Genomic DNA, 18,833 nt, shown 5'->3' on the forward strand with positions numbered 1-18,833 from the left:
GGGCTGAAATCTAACGTTCATTTGTTTCAAATGACAAATGGGTCTGTATTTTTTGTGATTTTGATTAAAATGAAGCATTTCTATGTCAGTCAATGTCTCGTGTGAATTTACATAAAAAAGCCCCTTAGCTTTATATCGGAATTTATAACCATTCCAATATGCGCTAAGGGGCGAGAAGCTAAATATTATAGTCTGTATTTAAGTTCGACTCGAACCGTTACATGAGAACGACTCTCTACTTCTTAATCTTCGATTCTTTTCTTTTTAAATTTCATCAGGAACTCATACACAATCGGTACGATAACCAGCGTGAGCAGCGTGGAACTGATCAGACCGCCGATTACGGTAATTCCCAATCCTTTGGAGATGATACCCGCACTCTCTTCGAGACCCGTAACCAGTGGCAACAGGGCACCGATGGTTGCGAGAGCGGTCATCAGAATTGGACGCAGACGAGTTGCACCGGCTTCCAGCAAGGCTTCACGGGTAGGCATACCCTCTTTTTCCTTGTGAATAACACGGTCAATCAACACGATGGCGTTGGTGACCACGATCCCGATGAGCATCAATCCACCCATCATGGCGGAGACGTCAAGTGTACCACCAGCGATGAACAGACCTACCATAATACCAATCACCGTAAATGGCAGGGAGAACAGGATGGCGAATGGTGCCAAACCGCCGCCGAATGTTACAACAAGCACGAAGTATACAATGGCGATGGCTGCCAGCATGGCGAGACCAAGCTGAGTAAAGGTATCATTAATCTGTTCGGTTGTACCGCCGAACTTCACTTCAACGCCATCAGGCAGATCCAACTTGTCGATCTCAGCCTGTAAGTTACTCGAAGCTTTCGTTACATCCGAAGCCAGGATGTTGGCTGTAACTTGTACAACCACCTTACCGTCAATTTGCATGATAGAGTTCGGGGATGTGCCTTCTTCCACTTTGGCAACATCTTTAATCGGTACTTCGATGCCAAGCGGTGAAGTGACGGTCTCATCCTCAATCTCATTAATGCTGCTGAATGTTTTATCGTCTGTCTCTACATATACTTTATACGTTTTGTTATCAATATCGACTTCCGTGAGCACAGGACGTTCCCGTGCCGGGCTCAATGCCATGGCCAGTTGGCCTGCAGTCAGGCCCAAGGAACTTAGTTTCTCCTGATCTGCCACGAGCGTATACTGCCCGTAAGTGTCAGCGAGTGTGGTATCTGCTTTTTCAAAATTATCCGTATCCGCTTCAACCAGTTTCAGAATTTCGTCCGATACAGGTTTGAGTTGCTCTACATTATCGCCATAGATGGATAGGCTCAGGCCACTACCACCCAGACCGCCGGACATGTCGAGCTCATTCCAGGTTCCTACGGTAACTTCTTTTTTCAGACCTTCTACTAGTTGTTCCTTCACTTTTGTAAAGTCTTTTGTATCTTCGTTATATTCAATATAGAAGAGAGCCGAGTTTGAGCTACCGCCACCCATACTGCTCAGTGGATTGCTTCCGCCGATGGAATATTGCATTTTCTCCAGACCCGGTTGTTTCAGCAACCACTTCTCGGCAACAAGTGCTTCTTTTTCTACATCTTCACGCAAAGCTCCGGTTTGCGGGCTGTACGTAATAGTCACATATTTATCCTGTTGTTCTGGCAAGAAGCTTGCACCGATGAACGGGTACAGGAACAAACTGCCGACCAGCAGGATCACTGCAATACTGACCGTGATGAGTTTGTGTGATAGTGTCCAGTTCAGCAGGCGTTTGTAACCTTCCGCCATCTTGCCTGGTTTTTCTTCGTGATTCTGCTTGTTCTTCAGCCCTTTACGGAAAAGGGAATGCGCAAGCATCGGCACGATGGTAATGGCAACGATCAGGGATGCCAGCAAGGCAAATACCATGGTCAATGCAAATGGCAGGAACAGCTCGCCCACCATACCGCTTACCAATGCCAGTGGCAGGAATACCGCAATCGTTACGATTGTGGAAGAAAGGATTGGCACAAACATCTCGCGCGTTGCTTCGCGAACCAGTTCACGGCCTTTCAGTTTCTCACCTTTGAGTGTTAATCTGCGGTAGATGTTCTCGATAACAACGATGGAGTCATCGACAACCCGTCCGATGGCAACCGTCATGGCACCCAGTGTCATCATGTTCAAGGTAATATCCATTATATTGAGCGCAGTCAATGCCATGAGCAAGGAGAGCGGGATCGAGATTATGGAGATAATGGTTGAACGAATATTACGCAGGAACAGCAAGATGATCAGGATAGCAAACAAAGCACCAAAAACGGCTTTGCCCAGCATCGTGTTCACCGAGTCCTGGATCGGTTTACCTTGGTCAAGCAGTACAGTCAGATCAGCGTTTTTGAACTGCTTCTGCAACTCTTCAGCTTTGTCTTTGACTGCATTCACGACATCAACCGTGTTGGCGTCATTGGATTTTACAACGGAAATACCGATCGATTCCTTGCCGTCTGTCCGGGAAATGGATTCCGCTTGACCGATGACGTCGATCTTGGCTATTTCACTTAGTTTTACAGTTGGAATGCCAGGCGCGTTGGCAGCGCCTGATGGGCTACCTACACTAGCATTACCGCCAGCAGCTTGCCCTGCAGCCGGGTCCGTTCCTTGTGCAGAGCCAGGAGCGGTACCTTGGCTAGCTTCACCAGTTGGTGCTCCAGTGCCTTGTGGGGCTGCGCTTGCACCATTGCCTGTGGAAGCCCCAGCACCGCCAGGTACGACTGGAATGGCAAGGTTTTTTAGATCATCGATGTCGATGATGTTGCCATCTACGACAACGGCTTTCTGGGATTTATCCAGTTCAAACAGTCCAAGGGGCACACGAATGGATGAACCTTGAACGATGCCGTTTACCGTATCTTCAGTTAGGCCCAGCTCGGCCATTTTAGCTTGGTCAAACTTCAATTGAACTTCTTTCACATATTGACCGGAAACCTGAACCTGAGCTACACCGTCAATATCTTCGAGTGCAGGCTGAATATCCGATTCAACCAGTCGTGTCAATTGTTCCAGGTCACCGCCGTCCTTGTCAGACAGGCTCAGAGATACAACCGGGAAAGAGTTAATGCTGAATTTGGAAATGGTCGGCTTCTGCACGCTGTCAGGCAATTGAACTTCATTCAGTGCCTCACGAACGGTTGCAGTTGCGTTGGTCAGATCAGTTCCATAATCAAATTCGAGTGTAATAGATGCTGCGTTCTCCATGGAAGTGGAGGTCACCGTCTTCACGCCATCTACATTACGTAGTTTTACTTCCAGCGGCTTCGTGACATCCTCAACAATTCCCTCCGGTGCAGCCCCCGGATCAATGGCAGTGACATTCAGAAACGGTACGTTGATGTTCGGGATTGTCTCTTGTTTCATCGTCAATCCGCTGTACAAACCTGCGAAAGAGATGATAATCGTCAGAATCCAGATCGCAAACTTGTTGTTCAGTGAAAAATTAATAATACCTTTCATACGATGGTTTCTTCTCCTCTCTGTTTCTCCTGTTTATGTGTGTGACGAGTCAGCAGGGATGAACCGGCTATACATGGCATCCAAAATATGCTGAAGCTCGGAATGCAAGGGTTGAATGGCAGTTACGTTCTCCAGATTGTGCATCATGCCCAGAATAATGGCACGCCGCGGCGTGAATTCCATCATCTCCTGCCTGAGAATGGCAATGGTTTCAAGTGCATCATTCTTCGGTTGCCCTGGTGGCAAATCGGAGGCAGCGATATCCTGCATTTGTTTGATGATATGGATAGGATGTCGCATCACCGTGGAATCTGGATGGGCCTCGGTAATCCAGGCAGGCCATTCCTCCAAAGGAATCAAAGGCTCAGGTCGCTGGTTAAGGAATCCATGTGCGGCATAATCCATCATTTGCAGCAAGTTTGTTGCCATTTTATTAACAGTGAGAGATGGCATCTCTGTAAACCAGATTTTGACATAGGAGAGGAACAGTCCGTGTGTCAACAAAATAAGATCAATCGTATAAGGTTCAATCTCCCGTCCATACTGCTCTTCCAACTTATCTTTAAACCAATGTAAGGTACGGATCTCCAAGTCTCTTTGCAACGGATTGCATTGTTCCTTGCGATGTTGCTCATCATCCATCATCATGCTGCGCATCTGTACCCGCAAAAATTCCTTGAATTCGGCTACATGAATGAGCAGTGTTTCGATCTGCTTGTGCAGGCGTTCTCGCGAGGAGAGGCTGGTTTCATGCTCAATCTGCGTCATCTCGTCCATAAGCGTGTACATGCAGTACTCCAGCGTACTGGCTTCTAATTCCTCTTTGGATTTGAACATGATATAAAGGCTGCCTTTGGACATCCCGCATAGTTCGGCAATCTCTTGCATGGATGTTGCAGCACTGCCTTTGGATGAGAATAACTTGAGTGCTGTAGTAATGATGAGTTTTTTCTTCTCATTCATTTCATGTATAGGGTTCATTAACGATACATTCACCTCATCAGGGAACTTGTGAGTTCTTGAATTGACTTTAAGGTCAAACCAAGTATAAACGATCTGGTTGAAGGAATTCAAATGGGAGTAAATTGGAAAACTAATATTGAGGAAAGAGGATGATCAAAGGGAAAAAGAACAACATGTAACAAAGTGTAGCCTGTATGTACGATTGGGTGTTGCTATCAAGAACGTTTAAGTTAGGCTCCTCCAGTGAAGGCGTACAAGGCGAGTATAATAATGGCGACTAGAGCGATGAGATAGAAGATGGCCATCCCGATCAGAAGGGTATACCCTGTATAAGAGCCCATGCGTGCCAATAATTTTCTCATGATTACGACATCCTTTCTTACGTGGCAGAGTATAAAGAGGTTCCCTATTTATATCATATCCCAAAAAAGACGACTTCCTGATCGAAGTCGTCTTTTTTATATTACAGAATTTAATAGATATCATAATGGAAGCTAAGAATTACACGATAACGGAGATTGCAGAACCGACTTGAAGAAACGAAGTGTTCGCCTTAAAGCTTTCTGTAAGAAAGCTTCTTCGGAAGCATATGCTATCACCGGAGATATAAAGTGTAACTTCATTTCGTTCCGTTATGTGATCAGTTTCAGACCAACGGCTGCAACCAAAATCATTGCGATAAACAGGATACGCTTCGCTTCTTTCCGTTCACCGAACAGGAACATGCCTGTTAACGTACTGCCGACCGTCCCGATCCCCGTCCACACGGCATACGCTGTGCCCATGGGAATGGACGTCATGGCGTAGGACAACAACGAGAAGCTGAACACAAACGACACCAGCATAAGTACAATGTATGGCCATCCTTTCTTGGTGGAAGCACCATTAATACCGATTACGCCGAAAATTTCACATATCCCTGCACCTACAATTGCCATCCAAGCCATTATACTGCACCTCCTTTGGCTTCTTGCTGATCCGTAACCAGCTTCAGTCCGATTACGCCGCAGAGCAGCAGCCCGATGAGCAATACTTTGGCCAAGCGGAACGGCTCACCGAACAGTACCATCTCCGTAAGGACGGTGCCCGCCGTACCAATTCCCGTAAAGACGGCATATACCGTACCCACAGGCAGCCTTTTGGAAGCGGCAATGATCAGTCCAAAACTGATCACGATGGCAATCCCCGTCAAAGTCCACTCCCAGGCATTCGAGGCATGTTTCAGCCCGCTTACCCAGACAATCTCAATAATTCCACCGATAAATACATATAACCAGTTGCGGTTCATGTTGTTAAATCTCCTTCCGGCACAACGCTTTGTGCCTCTTCGTTCAAATGATGAATGCCATGCCAAAAGACAGGCCAGGATGCTTCCAACCGTCTCTTGTACCGACGGGAACTTCCATAGATAATCTCCACGGTAATACCGTCGAGGAACGTCATAAATGCAATGGCGGCTTGTTCCGCGGGAAGGGGCGGTATATCTCCATTACGCATTGCCCTTTGCAGCAGACGAGTCAGTGCTCGTTCCATGCCATCGATAAACGGATACACCTGATCCATCACTTCGCCATACAGAGAAAGGGGTGGGTAAAAACAATTACGCAGCATCAAACGAGCCGAAGCATGGGCGTTGTATTCTTGTTCGAACCAGATCAGCAAGCCTTTCAGCCTCTGCTCCAATGGCAGATCCGCATGATCGCGGAAATATTCCAGTGTGTGCCGTTTTACCTCGTGAAAAGCAAAGGCAAGTGTGTGTAAAAACAAGTCATCCTTGCAGCTAAAATGCGCATATATGGACGGTTTTTTAATCCCGACTTCATCAGCAATAGCTCTCAGAGAAGCTCCCTCATAGCCATCTCTGGCAAAATGGAACAGGGCTGCATCCCGAATGGATTGTGCAGTCATTCAATCACCTTCCTAACGGTCGTTAGGTAATTATATTTTCACACTTCACATCGCCTGTCAAGATGAAAATATCCGTCTGCACAGTAGAGTACAGACGGACATAACTAGGTATGAATGTGGTTTTTAATCAAAAGGTTGTAAAACCCAGAATCAGTTGCAGCTTATATAGGATACCTTTCAAAAACGTAGTCTTCTCCTGGAACTCATCCAGGTCTAACGTGAATTCGGCATCATTATTATTCCAAATACGCTCGAAATAATTCGCGATATCAAGCGTGAACTTATTGTCTGGAGGAGCAGCAACCCATAGATCATTCTCCAGATTGTAGTCATTCAGGTTTCGAGGTGTGAAGTTGGTTGAACCCCCGAGGACAATATGATCACCGGTTGCTTTGGCAATATAGATCATCTTGGTGTGGTATTGCTCCTTGGTGGTGTTATACCAGCGGATCTGAATTTTACCGTCGGATTTATCATGCAATTCAGCAGCGACAGGACGGTTCGGAATACCGATCTTTTCCTGACCAAAGGCATTTTCATTTGGATCAAGTACAAGCCGGATCTCGGTTCCTCGTTTTGCGGCTTCCAGCAGGGCTTCCAATACTTTCGGAGAGGCCACATAGAACATGCCCATCCATAAGGTGTCACCTTTGCCAGCCTGATTGATCTCATGGAGTACAGCGTCATTCACTTTGCCTTCAGTTAAATAGCGTATTCGCAAATCTCCCGTGTTTGAATCCGGGGAAGGAGCTGTGTAGGCAGGAACCTGGCCTCCACCTGAGATGTCGAGAATAGCTTGCTCTGACTGAAGAATATCGCCAATGATTGGACCTGTTACTTCAAATGCAATGTTCGAGTGGTAGGCACTCGCATCATGAATATTGCCAGAAGAGACAATCGCCGTCTTCTCACTAACGACAACTTTGCGATGATTTGCTTTCACATTGAGCAGCTTGAGATAGGAACGGACCGTTACATCCGGACCATCCGTGGCCATAAGGTTTTTGATCCAGCCATCTCCAGATTGGCCGAACCATTGGAAGAAGGTCCGCCAGACCGCAGAGTATACTGGAGTTGAATCACGCAAAGGGTCCAGATCCGTGATGACCACATGAATGCCTGCTTGTTTCATTTGTTCCAGCAACGGATTGGGTGCTGAGTTATAGTTGGTATTTACTTCATCTGTAATAAACCAGATGTCCATATCAGGATGCTGATTTTTTTTGGCGACCAGCGCTTCGGTGAATTCAGTACTCACGGGAGGAAAGTTCTGTCCCTTGTGCTGATAATTATTGAACAGGAACATATCCACCAGGACAAACTGCTCTGCTTCCTGCACAATCTGCATCATGCGCTGGAAAATCTGCTGTTCGTGCTGCATCTGTCCATCGGAGGAAGGATATGTGAGGTCATGAAGGAAATCGACTTGATCCACACGATACTCCGGACTTTCGTAGGAAATACCCGGTGGTAATGGTTTGTAGGTCTGATAGAGCATGACTGCGATGAGCCATAGGACCAATAGGACAAGTCCTGTTCGTATGTATGGAAATTTGCCGCGTGAAGACTTGCGGTCTGATGTATGGCGGCGTAATGAGACCAACGGTGGACTCCCCCTTCTGTACTTGCTGACTTCTATTACCACACGGATGATAATGTTGACGCAGGAAAACCCGGTAGAATAACTGATGTAGCGGTAAAATGCATATGGCAAAATTGGCATTATGCAATCGACAGGTGTCTGAGCGTTGTGTATAATGAGTGTATTATTTTTGTAGAATGTCAGGGTTTTCATATGCCTGACAAGGACGGGGAACCAATGATATAACCTTTGAAATCTGGACATTTAGGAAAGAAAGTGGGTAATAAGGTGTATTCCATCAAACAAGTCGCAGCCATGCTCGGTATCCCGACGGTAACGCTCCGGGCTTGGGAGAATCGGTACAGTGCGGTCACCCCTGAGCGGACGGAATCGGGTTATCGAATGTATACCGAAGAGAATGTTGCGGATCTGCGCTGGTTAAAAGAACAGGTTGAGCTACATCAGACCAATATTTCGGAAGCGGTACGGATGTTGAAAGTAAACAAATTAAATCCGCCCGAGGCTGTGCCCACGCCGATCATGGCTCCGGTGCCTACGATGGAAGAAGCCTACGCACGCATGGCAGATCAGATCTATGACTCGCTCTACAACTTTCAGGGTGAACGTGCCAATGGTTTGATTGATTTTGGTTTCACCATGTATGGGTATGACTCGATGTTCTATCATGTGTTGGTGCCCATTCTGGTTCGGGTTGGAGATGCATGGGAGCAAGGCAGGGCTTCGGTAGCGCAGGAACACTTTATGACACAGCTGATTTCACAGCGGTTTTATCAGTTTTTCCATCTGTTCCCGATCTATCCGCATCTGCCCAAAGTTCTGGCGTTGTGTCCGGAGGGGGAGCACCATCAGGTTGGATTGCTGCTGTTCTCTCTTTTTATGCGTAAAAATGGAGCGGAAGTACTGTATCTCGGTGCGAACACGCCAGAAGAAGGCATCTTCCCGATTATTCGGGAGCAAAAGATCAAGTTGGTCTGCCTTTCGATCACAAGTCCAGGGCTTCTTGAACGGTGTGATCAGCTTATAGAGCGAATTAAAAACGAGTTTCCACATATTCGCTTTGTACTTGGTGGAAAGGGCTATGAGCGTGCAGAACATGCTCGTTACCCGCAATGGATTATGCCAGAGGATTCAGCGGATTGGCAATCATGGATAGAACGTGAATATCTCGCAAATCGACCAACTGGTGCGAGGTTTGGACAGGCAAATAACTAAACATAATCTCAAATGATATGAATAGGTTAGTGAATACAGGACATCCTTTGACGAAAGTGATCAAGGGGTGTTTTTTGTGTTTATAAATGGAGTATCCTCGTGTTTTGACCGACGGGTCATTTTTTGGTTTACAAGGTCGTATAATATTTGTATTATATTTGTATAATGTTTTTGCTAGTTACCGCTTAAAGTGTTCTTGGGCGGTTTAATAATAGATTAGGGGCTAGAGAACTATAGGAATTCCCTACATAGAAAGGTGAGTGGCATGATACCGAATCAACAACGCAAACGTGCAGCTGTTATTGGCGCAGGTCCGGGTGGACTTGCAGCAGCGATGTTATTGTCCGGTCAGGGGTACGAGGTAGATGTGTATGAGAAACAGCCAGTCATCGGGGGGCGTTCTGCCAGATTGGAACTGGGTGAATATCTATTCGACCGGGGTGCTACATTTTTGATGATGCCTCAGCTGATTGAAGAGATGTTCGACGTGGTGGGACGTAAGTTATCCGATTATGTGCATATGAAAGAGTTAACCCCACTGTACGCACTGAACTTTGGTGATAAGGTGTTCACGCCTTCTCGTAATCGGGAAGATACAGCTGCACAGATTAAGGAATTGTTTCCGGGCAATGAAGACAATTACCTTCGGTTCATGCAAGAAGAAGAAGTGAAGTTTGGCAAAGTCATGCCTTTGCTCCGTCGTCCTTTTGGCAAGCTGACTGACTATTTACGCAAGGATGCGGTAACAGCTCTACCCAAGCTTGATGTCCACAATACAGTCTATGGAATCTTGTCCCGCTATTTTACAGATGAGCGTCTACGCTGGGCATTTACATTCCAATCCAAATATCTTGGCATGTCTGCCTGGGATTGTCCGGGTACCTTTACCATCTTATCGTTTATTGAGCATCACTACGGATTGTTCCACCCCATTGGCGGCGTGAATCGGATCTTCCAAGCCATGGCTGATGTCGTGGAAGAATACGGAGGACGAATACATACTTCCACCCCGGTGAAACAGGTCATCGTTCGCAATGGTCGTGCAGAAGGTGTGTTGCTTGAGAACGGTGAACGCATCGATGCGGACCATGTGGTGGTGAACGCCGACTTTGCACATGCGGTGAATCATCTTTTCGAACCAGGCGTGCTTAAGAAATATACCCCGGAGAAAATGAAACGCAAAAAGTATTCCTGCTCTACAGCAATGCTGTATCTGGGTGTGGATGGTGAGGTGGACCTGCCGCATCACTCGATCTATTTTCCCGAGGACTACCGGTTGAACGTTGATGAGATTACAAAGCACAAAATGTTATCAGCCGATCCATCTCTATATATTCATAACCCTTCCAGACTTGATTCGACGCTGGCACCGGAAGGGAAATCTGCTTTATATGTTCTTATGCCTACGCCTAACCTTACCGCAGACATTGATTGGGAGGCAGAACGGGAGAATGTGCAAGAGGCCATGATGAAACGCATGGAAGGCATTCCTGAGCTGGCAGACATACGCAGCCGTATTGAAGAATGTATGCTGTTCACTCCACTCGATTGGGAGACTGAACTGGATGTGTATCGGGGAGCAACGTTTAATATGGCACATAATTTGGGTCAGATGATGTACCTGCGTCCTCATAACCAGTTTGAAGAGTTGAAAAGTGTATGGCTGGTAGGCGGCGGAACACATCCGGGTAGCGGGTTGCCCACGATCTTCGAATCGGCACGGATCAGTGTCAGACTGATCCAGGAAGAGGACGCTCGCACGCGCTTGAAACCATCCTCTTATGTGAAGACTGCAGAAGCCGGAGGGCATTCATGAAGCGGGCCGCCATTGTAGGGGCAGGAATTGGCGGACTTACTTCTGCGTTGTTGTTGAACCGTCAGGGATGGGATGTCACCGTGTATGAACGGGGTTCCCGCGTTGGCGGACGCATTGGATATGAGCAGGAAGGAGAGTACCGGATCGATCAGGGGCCGACCATCGTGCTTCTGCCGGAGATGTTACTTGGCATACTGGAGGAAGCAGGCGTAGATCGTTCGAAGATTGAGTTGCTTCGCTGTGATCCGCTATACAGAGTGCACTATCACAGTGGTCGTGTCATGACCAAGATGACGTCACGTGAGGAGCAGACGGCTGAGATTGAACGTTTGTTCCCGGGAGAGAGCCGGGGATTCACACGATTCATGAAAGACATGGACACGTTATTTCCTGCAGGACGGGCAGCGTTTCTGGAACGGGCCTTTCCGCGCAAAAGGGATTTCTTCACACCATCTCTCATGTCACTCATGGGCAGATTGCGTGCACACAAAAGTGTCCGGAAAGCGGTAGGTGATTATTTTCAGCATGAGGAATTGCTAGACGCTTACTCGCTACAAAGTCTATACATCGGTGGATCACCATTTGGGACGCCAGGCATCTACTCCCTGCTTCCCTATGCAGAGCATGAATATGGGATCTGGATGGTGAAGGGCGGGTATGCAGCATTGCCGGCCATTCTGGAACAGGAACTGATCTCACGTGGTGGACGTGTTGTGCTGAATGCGGAAGTTACAGGCCTCACGATTGAAAATGGTGTATGTGAAGGTATAGAAACGGCAGAAGGCGCAGAACATGTGGATGCAGTTATCTATAATGGTGATTTTCCCCATCTCTCGGGATTGCTTGGTCAGTTGCCTAAGGCTCCGCGGAAAAGAAAACCGTATCGCCCATCTTCCGGATGTGTATTGCTCTACGTTGGCGTGGACAAAACCTGGGAAGATACAACGACGCACCAGTTCTTCCTGCCACCGAGTCTTGAAGGCAGTTTGCAGGAAGTGTTCAATCAGCGACGCATTCCGGCAAAGTCCTCATTTTACGTATTTAATCCGGTCGCATTGGATGAAACTGCAGCACCTCAAGGACAGAGTGTATTATATTTCCTCATTCCGGTGCCTGATGCCGAAGGTGTCGACTGGGATCAAGAGAGCGAAGCATTGGCAGAACGTGTACTGGAAGAAGCGGAGCAACGTGGATTCCCGGGACTTCGTGCAGCGATCAAGTGGAAAAAGGTGCGTACACCCGCTGACGCAGAGCGAGACGGTCTCTATGGTGGCGGAAGCTTCGGTATAGCACCTGTATTGTTCCAGTCCGGTGTATACCGACCGCAACCCAAACCATTCCCTAATATAAAGGGATTATATGCCGCAGGAGCATCTGTACATCCAGGTGGCGGAGTGCCGATTGTAATGCAGAGTGCACGTATGGCCGTCAATCAACTCATGAAGGAGATGGGAACATGAATGAAGCGATTTTGAGCAGGTGTGAAGAGTTGATGCAAAAGGGTTCTTCCTCTTTTTATCAGGCCTTTAGAGGGCTGCCAAGTCCACGTCGGGAAGCGATATATGTCATTTATGCCTTCTGCCGCATGATTGATGACAGTGTAGACGAGCCGGAATATTCGCCATATACGATTCACGAGATCCATGATTTGTTTGATCGACTAGACGACGCGGAAGGACACTTTATCTGGCCAGCACTGAGATGGTTGTTCAGCAGTTTTCCTCATCTGGATAAGGGCCCATTTTTCCGTCAGATGGAAGGGCAGCTCACAGATCTTAACGTAACGCATTATGCAACGATGCAGGAACTGGAGCATTATTGTTATCTGGTGGCCGGGACCGTAGGCGAGATGTTGTTGCCTGTATTGCGGGATGATAACGGCGCAGAAGTAGCCGTGAACGGGATTGCTTTGGGTAAAGGGATGCAGATCGTTAATATTATTCGTGATGTTGGTGAAGATCGGGCCAGAGTGCGCCGGTATGTTCCGCTGGAGATCATGGAGAAGCATGGTTACACCGAGCAGGACTTTGAAGACGGAATCGTGGACGAACGCTTTATTGCCATTGTTCATGAATTAAAAGCTGCAGCATTGAACTGGTTCCGTATTGGCATGGATCGTCTGGATACGTACCCAACGGAAAGTGCGTTTTCCATCGAGCTGGCAACAGCCTTTTACTCCACCATTCTACACGCCGTTGAACGCAACGATTATGGCGTATATACCAAACGGGCATATGTTAGCGATGAATTGAAACTGGAGATGCTGGGTGCGATTGCGAAACGTTACCCGATGCTGGCCTATCAAGCCTCCCGAACGGCGGTATCCTGATGATCCAGTGGCTTTACTGGGCGTGGTATGTCATTGGAGCAACCTTGATGTTAACGATCGGCGTGCCTGACGTATTATCTTTTTCAAATGGTTTATTTCTAATCTTCTACGCATTGTATGTGCTGGATCTGATCTGTCAAGGGCGTAATCGGACAGGCCTGTCCGACCAGTCAGTCATCTGGCTGAAACCCGGACTTTGGATATCCTCTGTGATCATCTGGCTTGGAGGTATGGGCGTAGAGTGGGTAGGAGTGCATACGCATTGGCCCTTTGGTGAGTATGCTTACTCAGACTTCTTCGGGATTCATCTGTTCAGTGTACCGGTTACGCTGGGTTTCGCCTGGATCGCAGTGGTGGGTAACTCGGCGCTGTTAAGTGGCGGCGGTTCAACCTGGACTGGCAGATTGCTTCGGGCAGTGAAGACCGGGTTCTGGGCGATTGTACTCGACCTGGTACTCGACCCTGTTGCGCATGCGAGAGGATTCTGGGAATGGCAGGCTCCAGGGGGGTTCTACGGTGTCCCGTGGACCAATTACATAAGCTGGTTTATCATGGGCGCATTCCTGTCCCTCTTCCTTCCGGCCATGCCTAATGACTGTAGCTCATTGCTGCGTGCGAAATGGTTGTATCAGCTGTTTATTCTTCTGTTCGGCCTGCTTGCCCTCAAGGAAGGAATTACGGGCAGCTTTATCATCGCCATTGCTGGTGTGCTTCTTGCCGAAGGGAGCTGGCTCTATGATTCGCGCCGTAAAATCAAAACCGTTTAATCATATTTTTGCCTTATACAATCATTATTATCTGCTGCGTCGGCGCTTCCGCTCCTTCACGCTCACAGGGTCACTGGACCCGCAGGTGGACATCAGGGACAACTCCCCGATTGATCCGACTCGTCCGGTGATCTACTTCATGAACCACAGTTCCTGGTGGGATGGTCTGCTGCTCTATCATGCGGCCAGGCAGACATCGCGGGGTGATCATTATGTGATGATGGAGGAGCAACAGCTTCAGCAATATGCCTTTTTTCGTAAATTGGGTGCGTATTCGATCAATAAGGAGAGTGCGTCCGGTATTCGGACCTCTCTACAGTACACCGGTGAACTGCTGGATTCGGGTAAAAGGGTCTGGGTTTTTCCACAAGGAGAAATTCTGCATCAGGAGGCCAGACCGATTCGGTTCCGTCCTGGCATCGGATTGCTGCTTCGTCGCTCTCCGAATGCTATCGCCGTGCCGGTAACCTTGTGCCACGGGATGGTCCAGCATGATTTACCGGAAATTTCGATGCAGGCGGGCCCGGCTGTGATGGAAGACTGGAAGGCGTTCAAGAGTGAAGAGATTGCCGCCAGACTCGGCGATGTGCTGGAACAGCAGTTAGACGATCATAGATCAGAGCTTGTACGGTTGGGACAGGGAAGTTTGCCAGATGCGCTTCCGCTGATTCGTCATGTACGTTCGACAAGTGAAAAATACAATGCGGCACGAAAGCGGGGGAACCGTTAGCATGAATGCATCTGAAATCTTCTGGATTGTGCTTACCTGCATATTAGGCATACAGTTGCTGTTCGCTCTATGGAACGTCTCCTGTCTGCCCAAAGTGCGTTCATTTCGAGCAGACCGAATACAGCCATCAGACCTGCTGGTATCGGTACTGATTCCAGCCAGAAATGAAAGACTACATATTGAAGGATGTCTGGAAAGTGTGCTTGCGAGTGATACGTCGGGATTCCGGATGGAAGTATTGGTGCTGGATGATCGTTCTGAAGATGAGACAGCGGCCATGGTACAAGGGATTGCGGATCGTGATGCACGTGTGCGCCTGCTGCATGGCGTCGATCTTCCCGAAGGCTGGATGGGGAAATCCCATGCGTGTCACAGGCTGGTTCAGGAGGCCAAGGGAGAATGGTTTATGTTCGTGGATGCGGATGTGCGTCTGGAACCAAGTGCGATTCGACAGACTCTTGCGGCAGGGTGTGAGCAGAGTGGGGGTCTGGTAACCGGATTTCCTTATCAGGTGACAAAGACGTGGATGGAAAAACTTGTTGTACCCATGATGGTCTTCACCATCACCAGTCACCTGCCCATTTTCATGATACGCAGATCATCCAGTCCGATGTTTGTGGCCGCTACGGGGGCTTTTTTGCTGATTCACCGCTCCAGTTACGAAGCATCCGGCGGTCATGCTGCCATTCAGGCGCATCTGGTGGATGACATGAGTCTTGCCAAAGCGGTCAAGCGTGCAGGTCATCCGGTGATGCTGACAGATGTGCATGACGTAACAAATACCCGCATGTATCAGAACGGTGCAGAAGTATGGAATGGATACAAGAAAAACATGTACGAAGGTATGGGGCGTAAAGACGTACTGCTGCTTGGCACGATGTTGATGTATACACTGATGTATATTGTGCCTCCGCTGGGCTTGATTATTGGACTCCTTATGGGCAGTTCGATGTCCATTCTGTATGGATTGATTGGAACATTATTAGGTATGGCTGTGAAAAGAGTTGCAGATCATGCTGGCGGACAACCGTGGTGGCTTGCCCTTTTGCAACCGGTCAGCATGGCCTGTGTCATTGCCATCGGACTCGCTTCTTGGCAGGCAGGCCGCTCCGGCAAGGGGTATGTATGGAAAGGTAGGCGGTACAGTTGAGAGGTAACGTCATTATAATCGGTGCAGGATTCGGAGGTCTGTCGTGTGCGATACGACTGGCTTCACAAGGTGTGCAGGTGACCATTCTGGAACGGCAGCAACACGTAGGTGGCAAGCTGCAACAGATTGAGCGGGACGGGTATCATTTTGACCGGGGACCGAGCACAATCACGATGCCATCCACCTTTCGTTCAGTCTTCGACCATGCGGGAGTAGCAATGGAAGATTACGTACAGTTATATGAGTTAGAGCCGCGCACGCGTAATATATTCGCAGATGGCACAGTGGTAGATTTGTCAGGTAATCGCGGGTGGATGAAGGAGCAGATCGCAGCGTACAGTCCGGAGGATGCGGCTCGTTATGATGCATTTATGGATGAGTCTGCTGCGCTATATGCGGAAGCCAATTGTCATTTTCTCGGTAAGTTGCTGCTGTCTCCTTCTGACAAATACAATCTCCAAATGCTGCGCAGCCTGCTCCGCGTGCGGCCAACGGTGAAGCTGGATAAGCTGTTGCGTTCGTATTTCCAGCATCCACATACGCTGGCTATGTTCGGACGGTACGCAACCTATGTGGGATCATCGCCGTATCAATCGCCTTCTATCTTTGCCATGATGGGTCATGTGGAAGCAGAAGTCGGCATCTACGGGATCAAAGGCGGAACCTATCAACTGATCGAAGGAATGACTCGTCTGGCACGGGAAAAAGGTGTGCAGATCATTACCGGTACAGAGGTCCGGCAGATTGTTGTTCGAAATGGTAAAGTGGCAGGCGTGGATACGGATCAAGGCTTCCGGGAAGCCGATCAGGTGGTTGCCAATGGCGATGTGCTTAGCGTGAATCGACTGCTGCTCGCACCGGAACATCGGAAAGAGATGAGCGATGCCCGCATACGGAAATATGAGCCCTCCATTTCGGGATTTGTGACGCTGGCAGGTGTTCGAAGGCAATATGATGCACTGTTGCATCATACGGTTTTCTTCCCGGAACGGTATGAACCGGAGTTCGACCATATTTTCCGCGACCGTAAAATGCCAGACGATCCCACAATCTACATCTGTTATTCCGGTTATTCGGAAGCGGGCATGGCTCCGGCGGGAGCCAGTAACCTGTTCATTCTGGTCAATGCCCCCTACTTGTCGGATTCATGGAATTGGGATCAGCAGACGGAACGTTACGGAGCGTTTGTGCTGGAACAGTTGGCAGGACGGGGAATCACCGGGTTGAACCAATCCGATGTGCTGATCCGATATACGCCGCGAGATATTGAACGGGATACTTTGGCGCATCAAGGCTCGATCTACGGCATTTCATCCAACTCCGTGAAGCAGACCTTCATGCGACCGGGTAACCGAAGCAAAGATATACAAGGACTCTGGTATGTGGGCGGAACAACGCATCCAGGCGGTGGAACCCCGATTGTGACGTTATCCGGGCAGCTTGTTGGTGAGCAGTTGGCATCGGAAATTTTGAGATAAGTTGGCATAAAAGATAGTGGTGCTCCGAGATTTAAGTGAGACATGTGGTGTCGGGGCATCCTTTCAATAGATGGTTTGGAACGTTATACTGGATAGAGTTGAGCTGTAATGCTTATTTAATAAATGTTTTGTCTTTTTTACAAAAGACTTATATACATAGAAGCTAGGAACAGGCAGGTTATCCTGTCGATCCGCACGATTCTCACATAGGAGGTCTCATCATGAATGAACAAGAGCGAGCCGGCGAACGGCTGCTTCCCGAAGTGGCTACGGGAGAACGGAAGCTGGAACACGTGCGCCTCTGTCTTGAGGAGAATGTGGCAGGAGAAGGGGTAACCAGCGGTATGGAGCGGTATGCGTTTCGTCATCACCCACTGCCGGAACTGGATTTTGAAGAGGTGCATCTGGAGACTTCGTTTATTGGCAAAAAAGTACGCACACCCTTGCTCATCAGTTCGATGACGGGTGGAAGCAAAACAACAGGCGCCATCAATGAACGTCTCGCCCGAGTAGCAAACGCCAGAGGCTGGGCGCTCGGCGTAGGTTCGATCCGGGCTGCCGTGGAACAGCCGGAACTCGCGAGTACCTTCGATGTCCGTCGCTGGGCACCGGACATTCCGGTCATTGCCAACCTGGGTGCGGTGCAGCTGAACTATGGGTTCACCACGGCCGACTTCCAGCGTGCCGTAGATATTGCAGGAGCGGACATGCTCGTGCTTCATCTGAACACGTTGCAGGAAGTTTTTCAGCCGGAAGGCAATACCAACTTCAGCGGATTATTTCAGCGGATTGAGAACTTGTGTCGTGAGTTAGACGTGCCTGTTGGCGTTAAAGAAGTAGGTTTTGGGATTGATGGCGTGACGGCTCAACGCCTATATGAAGCGGGTGTCGCGTTTATTGATGTAGCCGGGGCAGGTGGTACAAGCTGGGTACAGGTAGAGAAGTACCGCAACAATAACCCTGTACGTCGGGCAGCTGCGGAAGCTTTTGCCGACTGGGGCATTCCGACAGCGGAGTGTATTCAGGAAGTACGAGGGCTGAATCCAGCGGGGGCCCTGATTGGCAGCGGTGGACTGTACACTGGCGTGGATGCGGCCAAAGCCCTCGCACTCGGTGCGGATCTCGCCGGCTTCGGTCGATCTCTGCTCGAATCGGCAGTAGCTTCCGATGATGCGCTGAATGAGCGGTTGGAACAGGTTGAATTCGAGCTGCGTACCGTGATGTTTGGCATTGGCTCAGGGCGGATTGAGGATTTGAAATTGACGTCACGTCTGGTGGAGCGGCGTTAGGCGCAGGGTTAAAATGAAAATGATATAAACTTCATTGGAGTTATTTAATTATATATTTTGAGTCTACTCATATTGCTTCCTATATAATCTGCAACAAAAATAGTGTAGA

16 protein-coding genes are annotated in these 18,833 nt (G+C 48.7%); 9 read left to right on the plus strand and 7 right to left on the minus strand.

Annotated elements, in window-relative coordinates; all coding sequences use genetic code 11:
• Nucleotides 1-242: 242 nt before the first annotated feature.
• From QF049_RS25930 to QF049_RS25960, 7 genes are all read right to left on the minus strand, one after another.
• Nucleotides 243-3,479, minus strand: coding sequence for an efflux RND transporter permease subunit (locus QF049_RS25930; RefSeq protein ID WP_307541694.1), 3,237 nt, complete (start codon nt 3,477-3,479; stop codon nt 243-245).
• A 33-nt stretch (nt 3,480-3,512) separates the two neighbouring features.
• Entirely contained in the window at nt 3,513-4,460 is a 948-nt protein-coding gene (locus QF049_RS25935; protein WP_307541696.1) for a TetR/AcrR family transcriptional regulator, read from the minus strand.
• 212 nt (nt 4,461-4,672) lie between these two features.
• Complete coding sequence (locus QF049_RS25940; protein ID WP_256974927.1) at nt 4,673-4,804, minus strand: hypothetical protein; 132 nt, start codon at nt 4,802-4,804, stop codon at nt 4,673-4,675.
• Between the two features lie 270 nt (nt 4,805-5,074).
• Nucleotides 5,075-5,389 (minus strand): DMT family transporter, encoded by a 315-nt coding sequence (locus tag QF049_RS25945; protein WP_017691901.1) that lies wholly within the window; start codon nt 5,387-5,389, stop codon nt 5,075-5,077.
• Nucleotides 5,389-5,730 (minus strand): DMT family transporter, encoded by a 342-nt coding sequence (locus tag QF049_RS25950; protein WP_017691902.1) that lies wholly within the window; start codon nt 5,728-5,730, stop codon nt 5,389-5,391. Before QF049_RS25950 ends, QF049_RS25945 begins: the two co-directional genes overlap by 1 nt.
• Complete coding sequence (locus QF049_RS25955) at nt 5,727-6,350, minus strand: TetR/AcrR family transcriptional regulator (protein ID WP_307541700.1); 624 nt, start codon at nt 6,348-6,350, stop codon at nt 5,727-5,729. The genes QF049_RS25950 and QF049_RS25955 overlap by 4 nt, the downstream gene beginning before the upstream one ends.
• Before the next feature lie 127 nt (nt 6,351-6,477).
• Nucleotides 6,478-7,953 carry a phospholipase D family protein gene (locus QF049_RS25960; RefSeq protein WP_307541702.1) on the minus strand — a complete coding sequence of 492 codons (1,476 nt, stop codon included), beginning with the start codon at nt 7,951-7,953 and terminating at the stop codon, nt 6,478-6,480.
• Nucleotides 7,954-8,220: 267 nt separating this feature from the next.
• Between QF049_RS25960 and QF049_RS25965 the strand changes: the two genes are divergently transcribed.
• The 9 genes from QF049_RS25965 to fni all read left to right on the plus strand — a co-directional run bounded on the left by QF049_RS25965 (nt 8,221) and on the right by fni (nt 18,724).
• Nucleotides 8,221-9,165, plus strand: a complete 945-nt coding sequence (locus QF049_RS25965) for a MerR family transcriptional regulator (RefSeq protein ID WP_091036242.1) — start codon at nt 8,221-8,223, stop codon at nt 9,163-9,165.
• Between the two features lie 265 nt (nt 9,166-9,430).
• Complete coding sequence (locus tag QF049_RS25970; protein ID WP_307541705.1) at nt 9,431-10,981, plus strand: phytoene desaturase family protein; 1,551 nt, start codon at nt 9,431-9,433, stop codon at nt 10,979-10,981.
• On the plus strand, nt 10,978-12,441 hold the full coding sequence (locus QF049_RS25975) for a phytoene desaturase family protein (protein WP_307541707.1): 1,464 nt from the start codon (nt 10,978-10,980) through the stop codon (nt 12,439-12,441). The genes QF049_RS25970 and QF049_RS25975 overlap by 4 nt, the downstream gene beginning before the upstream one ends.
• The gene (locus QF049_RS25980) at nt 12,438-13,310 is read left to right on the plus strand and encodes a phytoene/squalene synthase family protein (RefSeq protein WP_307541709.1); all 873 of its coding nucleotides are present in this window, start codon (nt 12,438-12,440) and stop codon (nt 13,308-13,310) included. The genes QF049_RS25975 and QF049_RS25980 overlap by 4 nt, the downstream gene beginning before the upstream one ends.
• A complete protein-coding gene (locus tag QF049_RS25985) occupies nt 13,310-14,077 on the plus strand; it encodes a carotenoid biosynthesis protein (RefSeq protein ID WP_307541711.1) in 768 nt (255 codons plus the stop codon). Before QF049_RS25980 ends, QF049_RS25985 begins: the two co-directional genes overlap by 1 nt.
• Nucleotides 14,046-14,807, plus strand: a complete 762-nt coding sequence (locus QF049_RS25990) for a lysophospholipid acyltransferase family protein (RefSeq protein WP_307541714.1) — start codon at nt 14,046-14,048, stop codon at nt 14,805-14,807. The genes QF049_RS25985 and QF049_RS25990 overlap by 32 nt, the downstream gene beginning before the upstream one ends.
• A gap of 1 nt (nt 14,808) precedes the next feature.
• Nucleotides 14,809-15,957, plus strand: a complete 1,149-nt coding sequence (locus QF049_RS25995; protein WP_307541716.1) for a glycosyltransferase family 2 protein — start codon at nt 14,809-14,811, stop codon at nt 15,955-15,957.
• A complete protein-coding gene (locus QF049_RS26000) occupies nt 15,954-17,435 on the plus strand; it encodes a phytoene desaturase family protein (RefSeq protein WP_307541719.1) in 1,482 nt (493 codons plus the stop codon). Before QF049_RS25995 ends, QF049_RS26000 begins: the two co-directional genes overlap by 4 nt.
• Before the next feature lie 221 nt (nt 17,436-17,656).
• Nucleotides 17,657-18,724 (plus strand): type 2 isopentenyl-diphosphate Delta-isomerase, encoded by a 1,068-nt coding sequence (gene fni / locus QF049_RS26005; protein ID WP_307541721.1) that lies wholly within the window; start codon nt 17,657-17,659, stop codon nt 18,722-18,724.
• Nucleotides 18,725-18,833: the final 109 nt, after the last annotated feature.

This window comes from Paenibacillus sp. W4I10, from assembly GCF_030816325.1.
Classification (GTDB): domain Bacteria; phylum Bacillota; class Bacilli; order Paenibacillales; family Paenibacillaceae; genus Paenibacillus; species Paenibacillus amylolyticus_B.

Coding starts and splice junctions, on each gene's coding strand:
- QF049_RS25935 (WP_307541696.1), bottom strand. CDS start 4,460: ATGAACCCTATACATGAAATGAATGAGAAGAAAAAACTCATCATTACT.
- QF049_RS25955 (WP_307541700.1), bottom strand. CDS start 6,350: ATGACTGCACAATCCATTCGGGATGCAGCCCTGTTCCATTTTGCCAGA.
- QF049_RS25970 (WP_307541705.1), top strand. CDS start 9,431: ATGATACCGAATCAACAACGCAAACGTGCAGCTGTTATTGGCGCAGGT.
- fni (WP_307541721.1), top strand. CDS start 17,657: ATGAATGAACAAGAGCGAGCCGGCGAACGGCTGCTTCCCGAAGTGGCT.
- QF049_RS25975 (WP_307541707.1), top strand. CDS start 10,978: ATGAAGCGGGCCGCCATTGTAGGGGCAGGAATTGGCGGACTTACTTCT.
- QF049_RS25930 (WP_307541694.1), bottom strand. CDS start 3,479: ATGAAAGGTATTATTAATTTTTCACTGAACAACAAGTTTGCGATCTGG.
- QF049_RS25950 (WP_017691902.1), bottom strand. CDS start 5,730: ATGAACCGCAACTGGTTATATGTATTTATCGGTGGAATTATTGAGATT.
- QF049_RS25980 (WP_307541709.1), top strand. CDS start 12,438: ATGAATGAAGCGATTTTGAGCAGGTGTGAAGAGTTGATGCAAAAGGGT.
- QF049_RS25945 (WP_017691901.1), bottom strand. CDS start 5,389: ATGGCTTGGATGGCAATTGTAGGTGCAGGGATATGTGAAATTTTCGGC.
- QF049_RS25990 (WP_307541714.1), top strand. CDS start 14,046: ATGATTCGCGCCGTAAAATCAAAACCGTTTAATCATATTTTTGCCTTA.
- QF049_RS25995 (WP_307541716.1), top strand. CDS start 14,809: ATGAATGCATCTGAAATCTTCTGGATTGTGCTTACCTGCATATTAGGC.
- QF049_RS25940 (WP_256974927.1), bottom strand. CDS start 4,804: ATGAGAAAATTATTGGCACGCATGGGCTCTTATACAGGGTATACCCTT.
- QF049_RS25985 (WP_307541711.1), top strand. CDS start 13,310: ATGATCCAGTGGCTTTACTGGGCGTGGTATGTCATTGGAGCAACCTTG.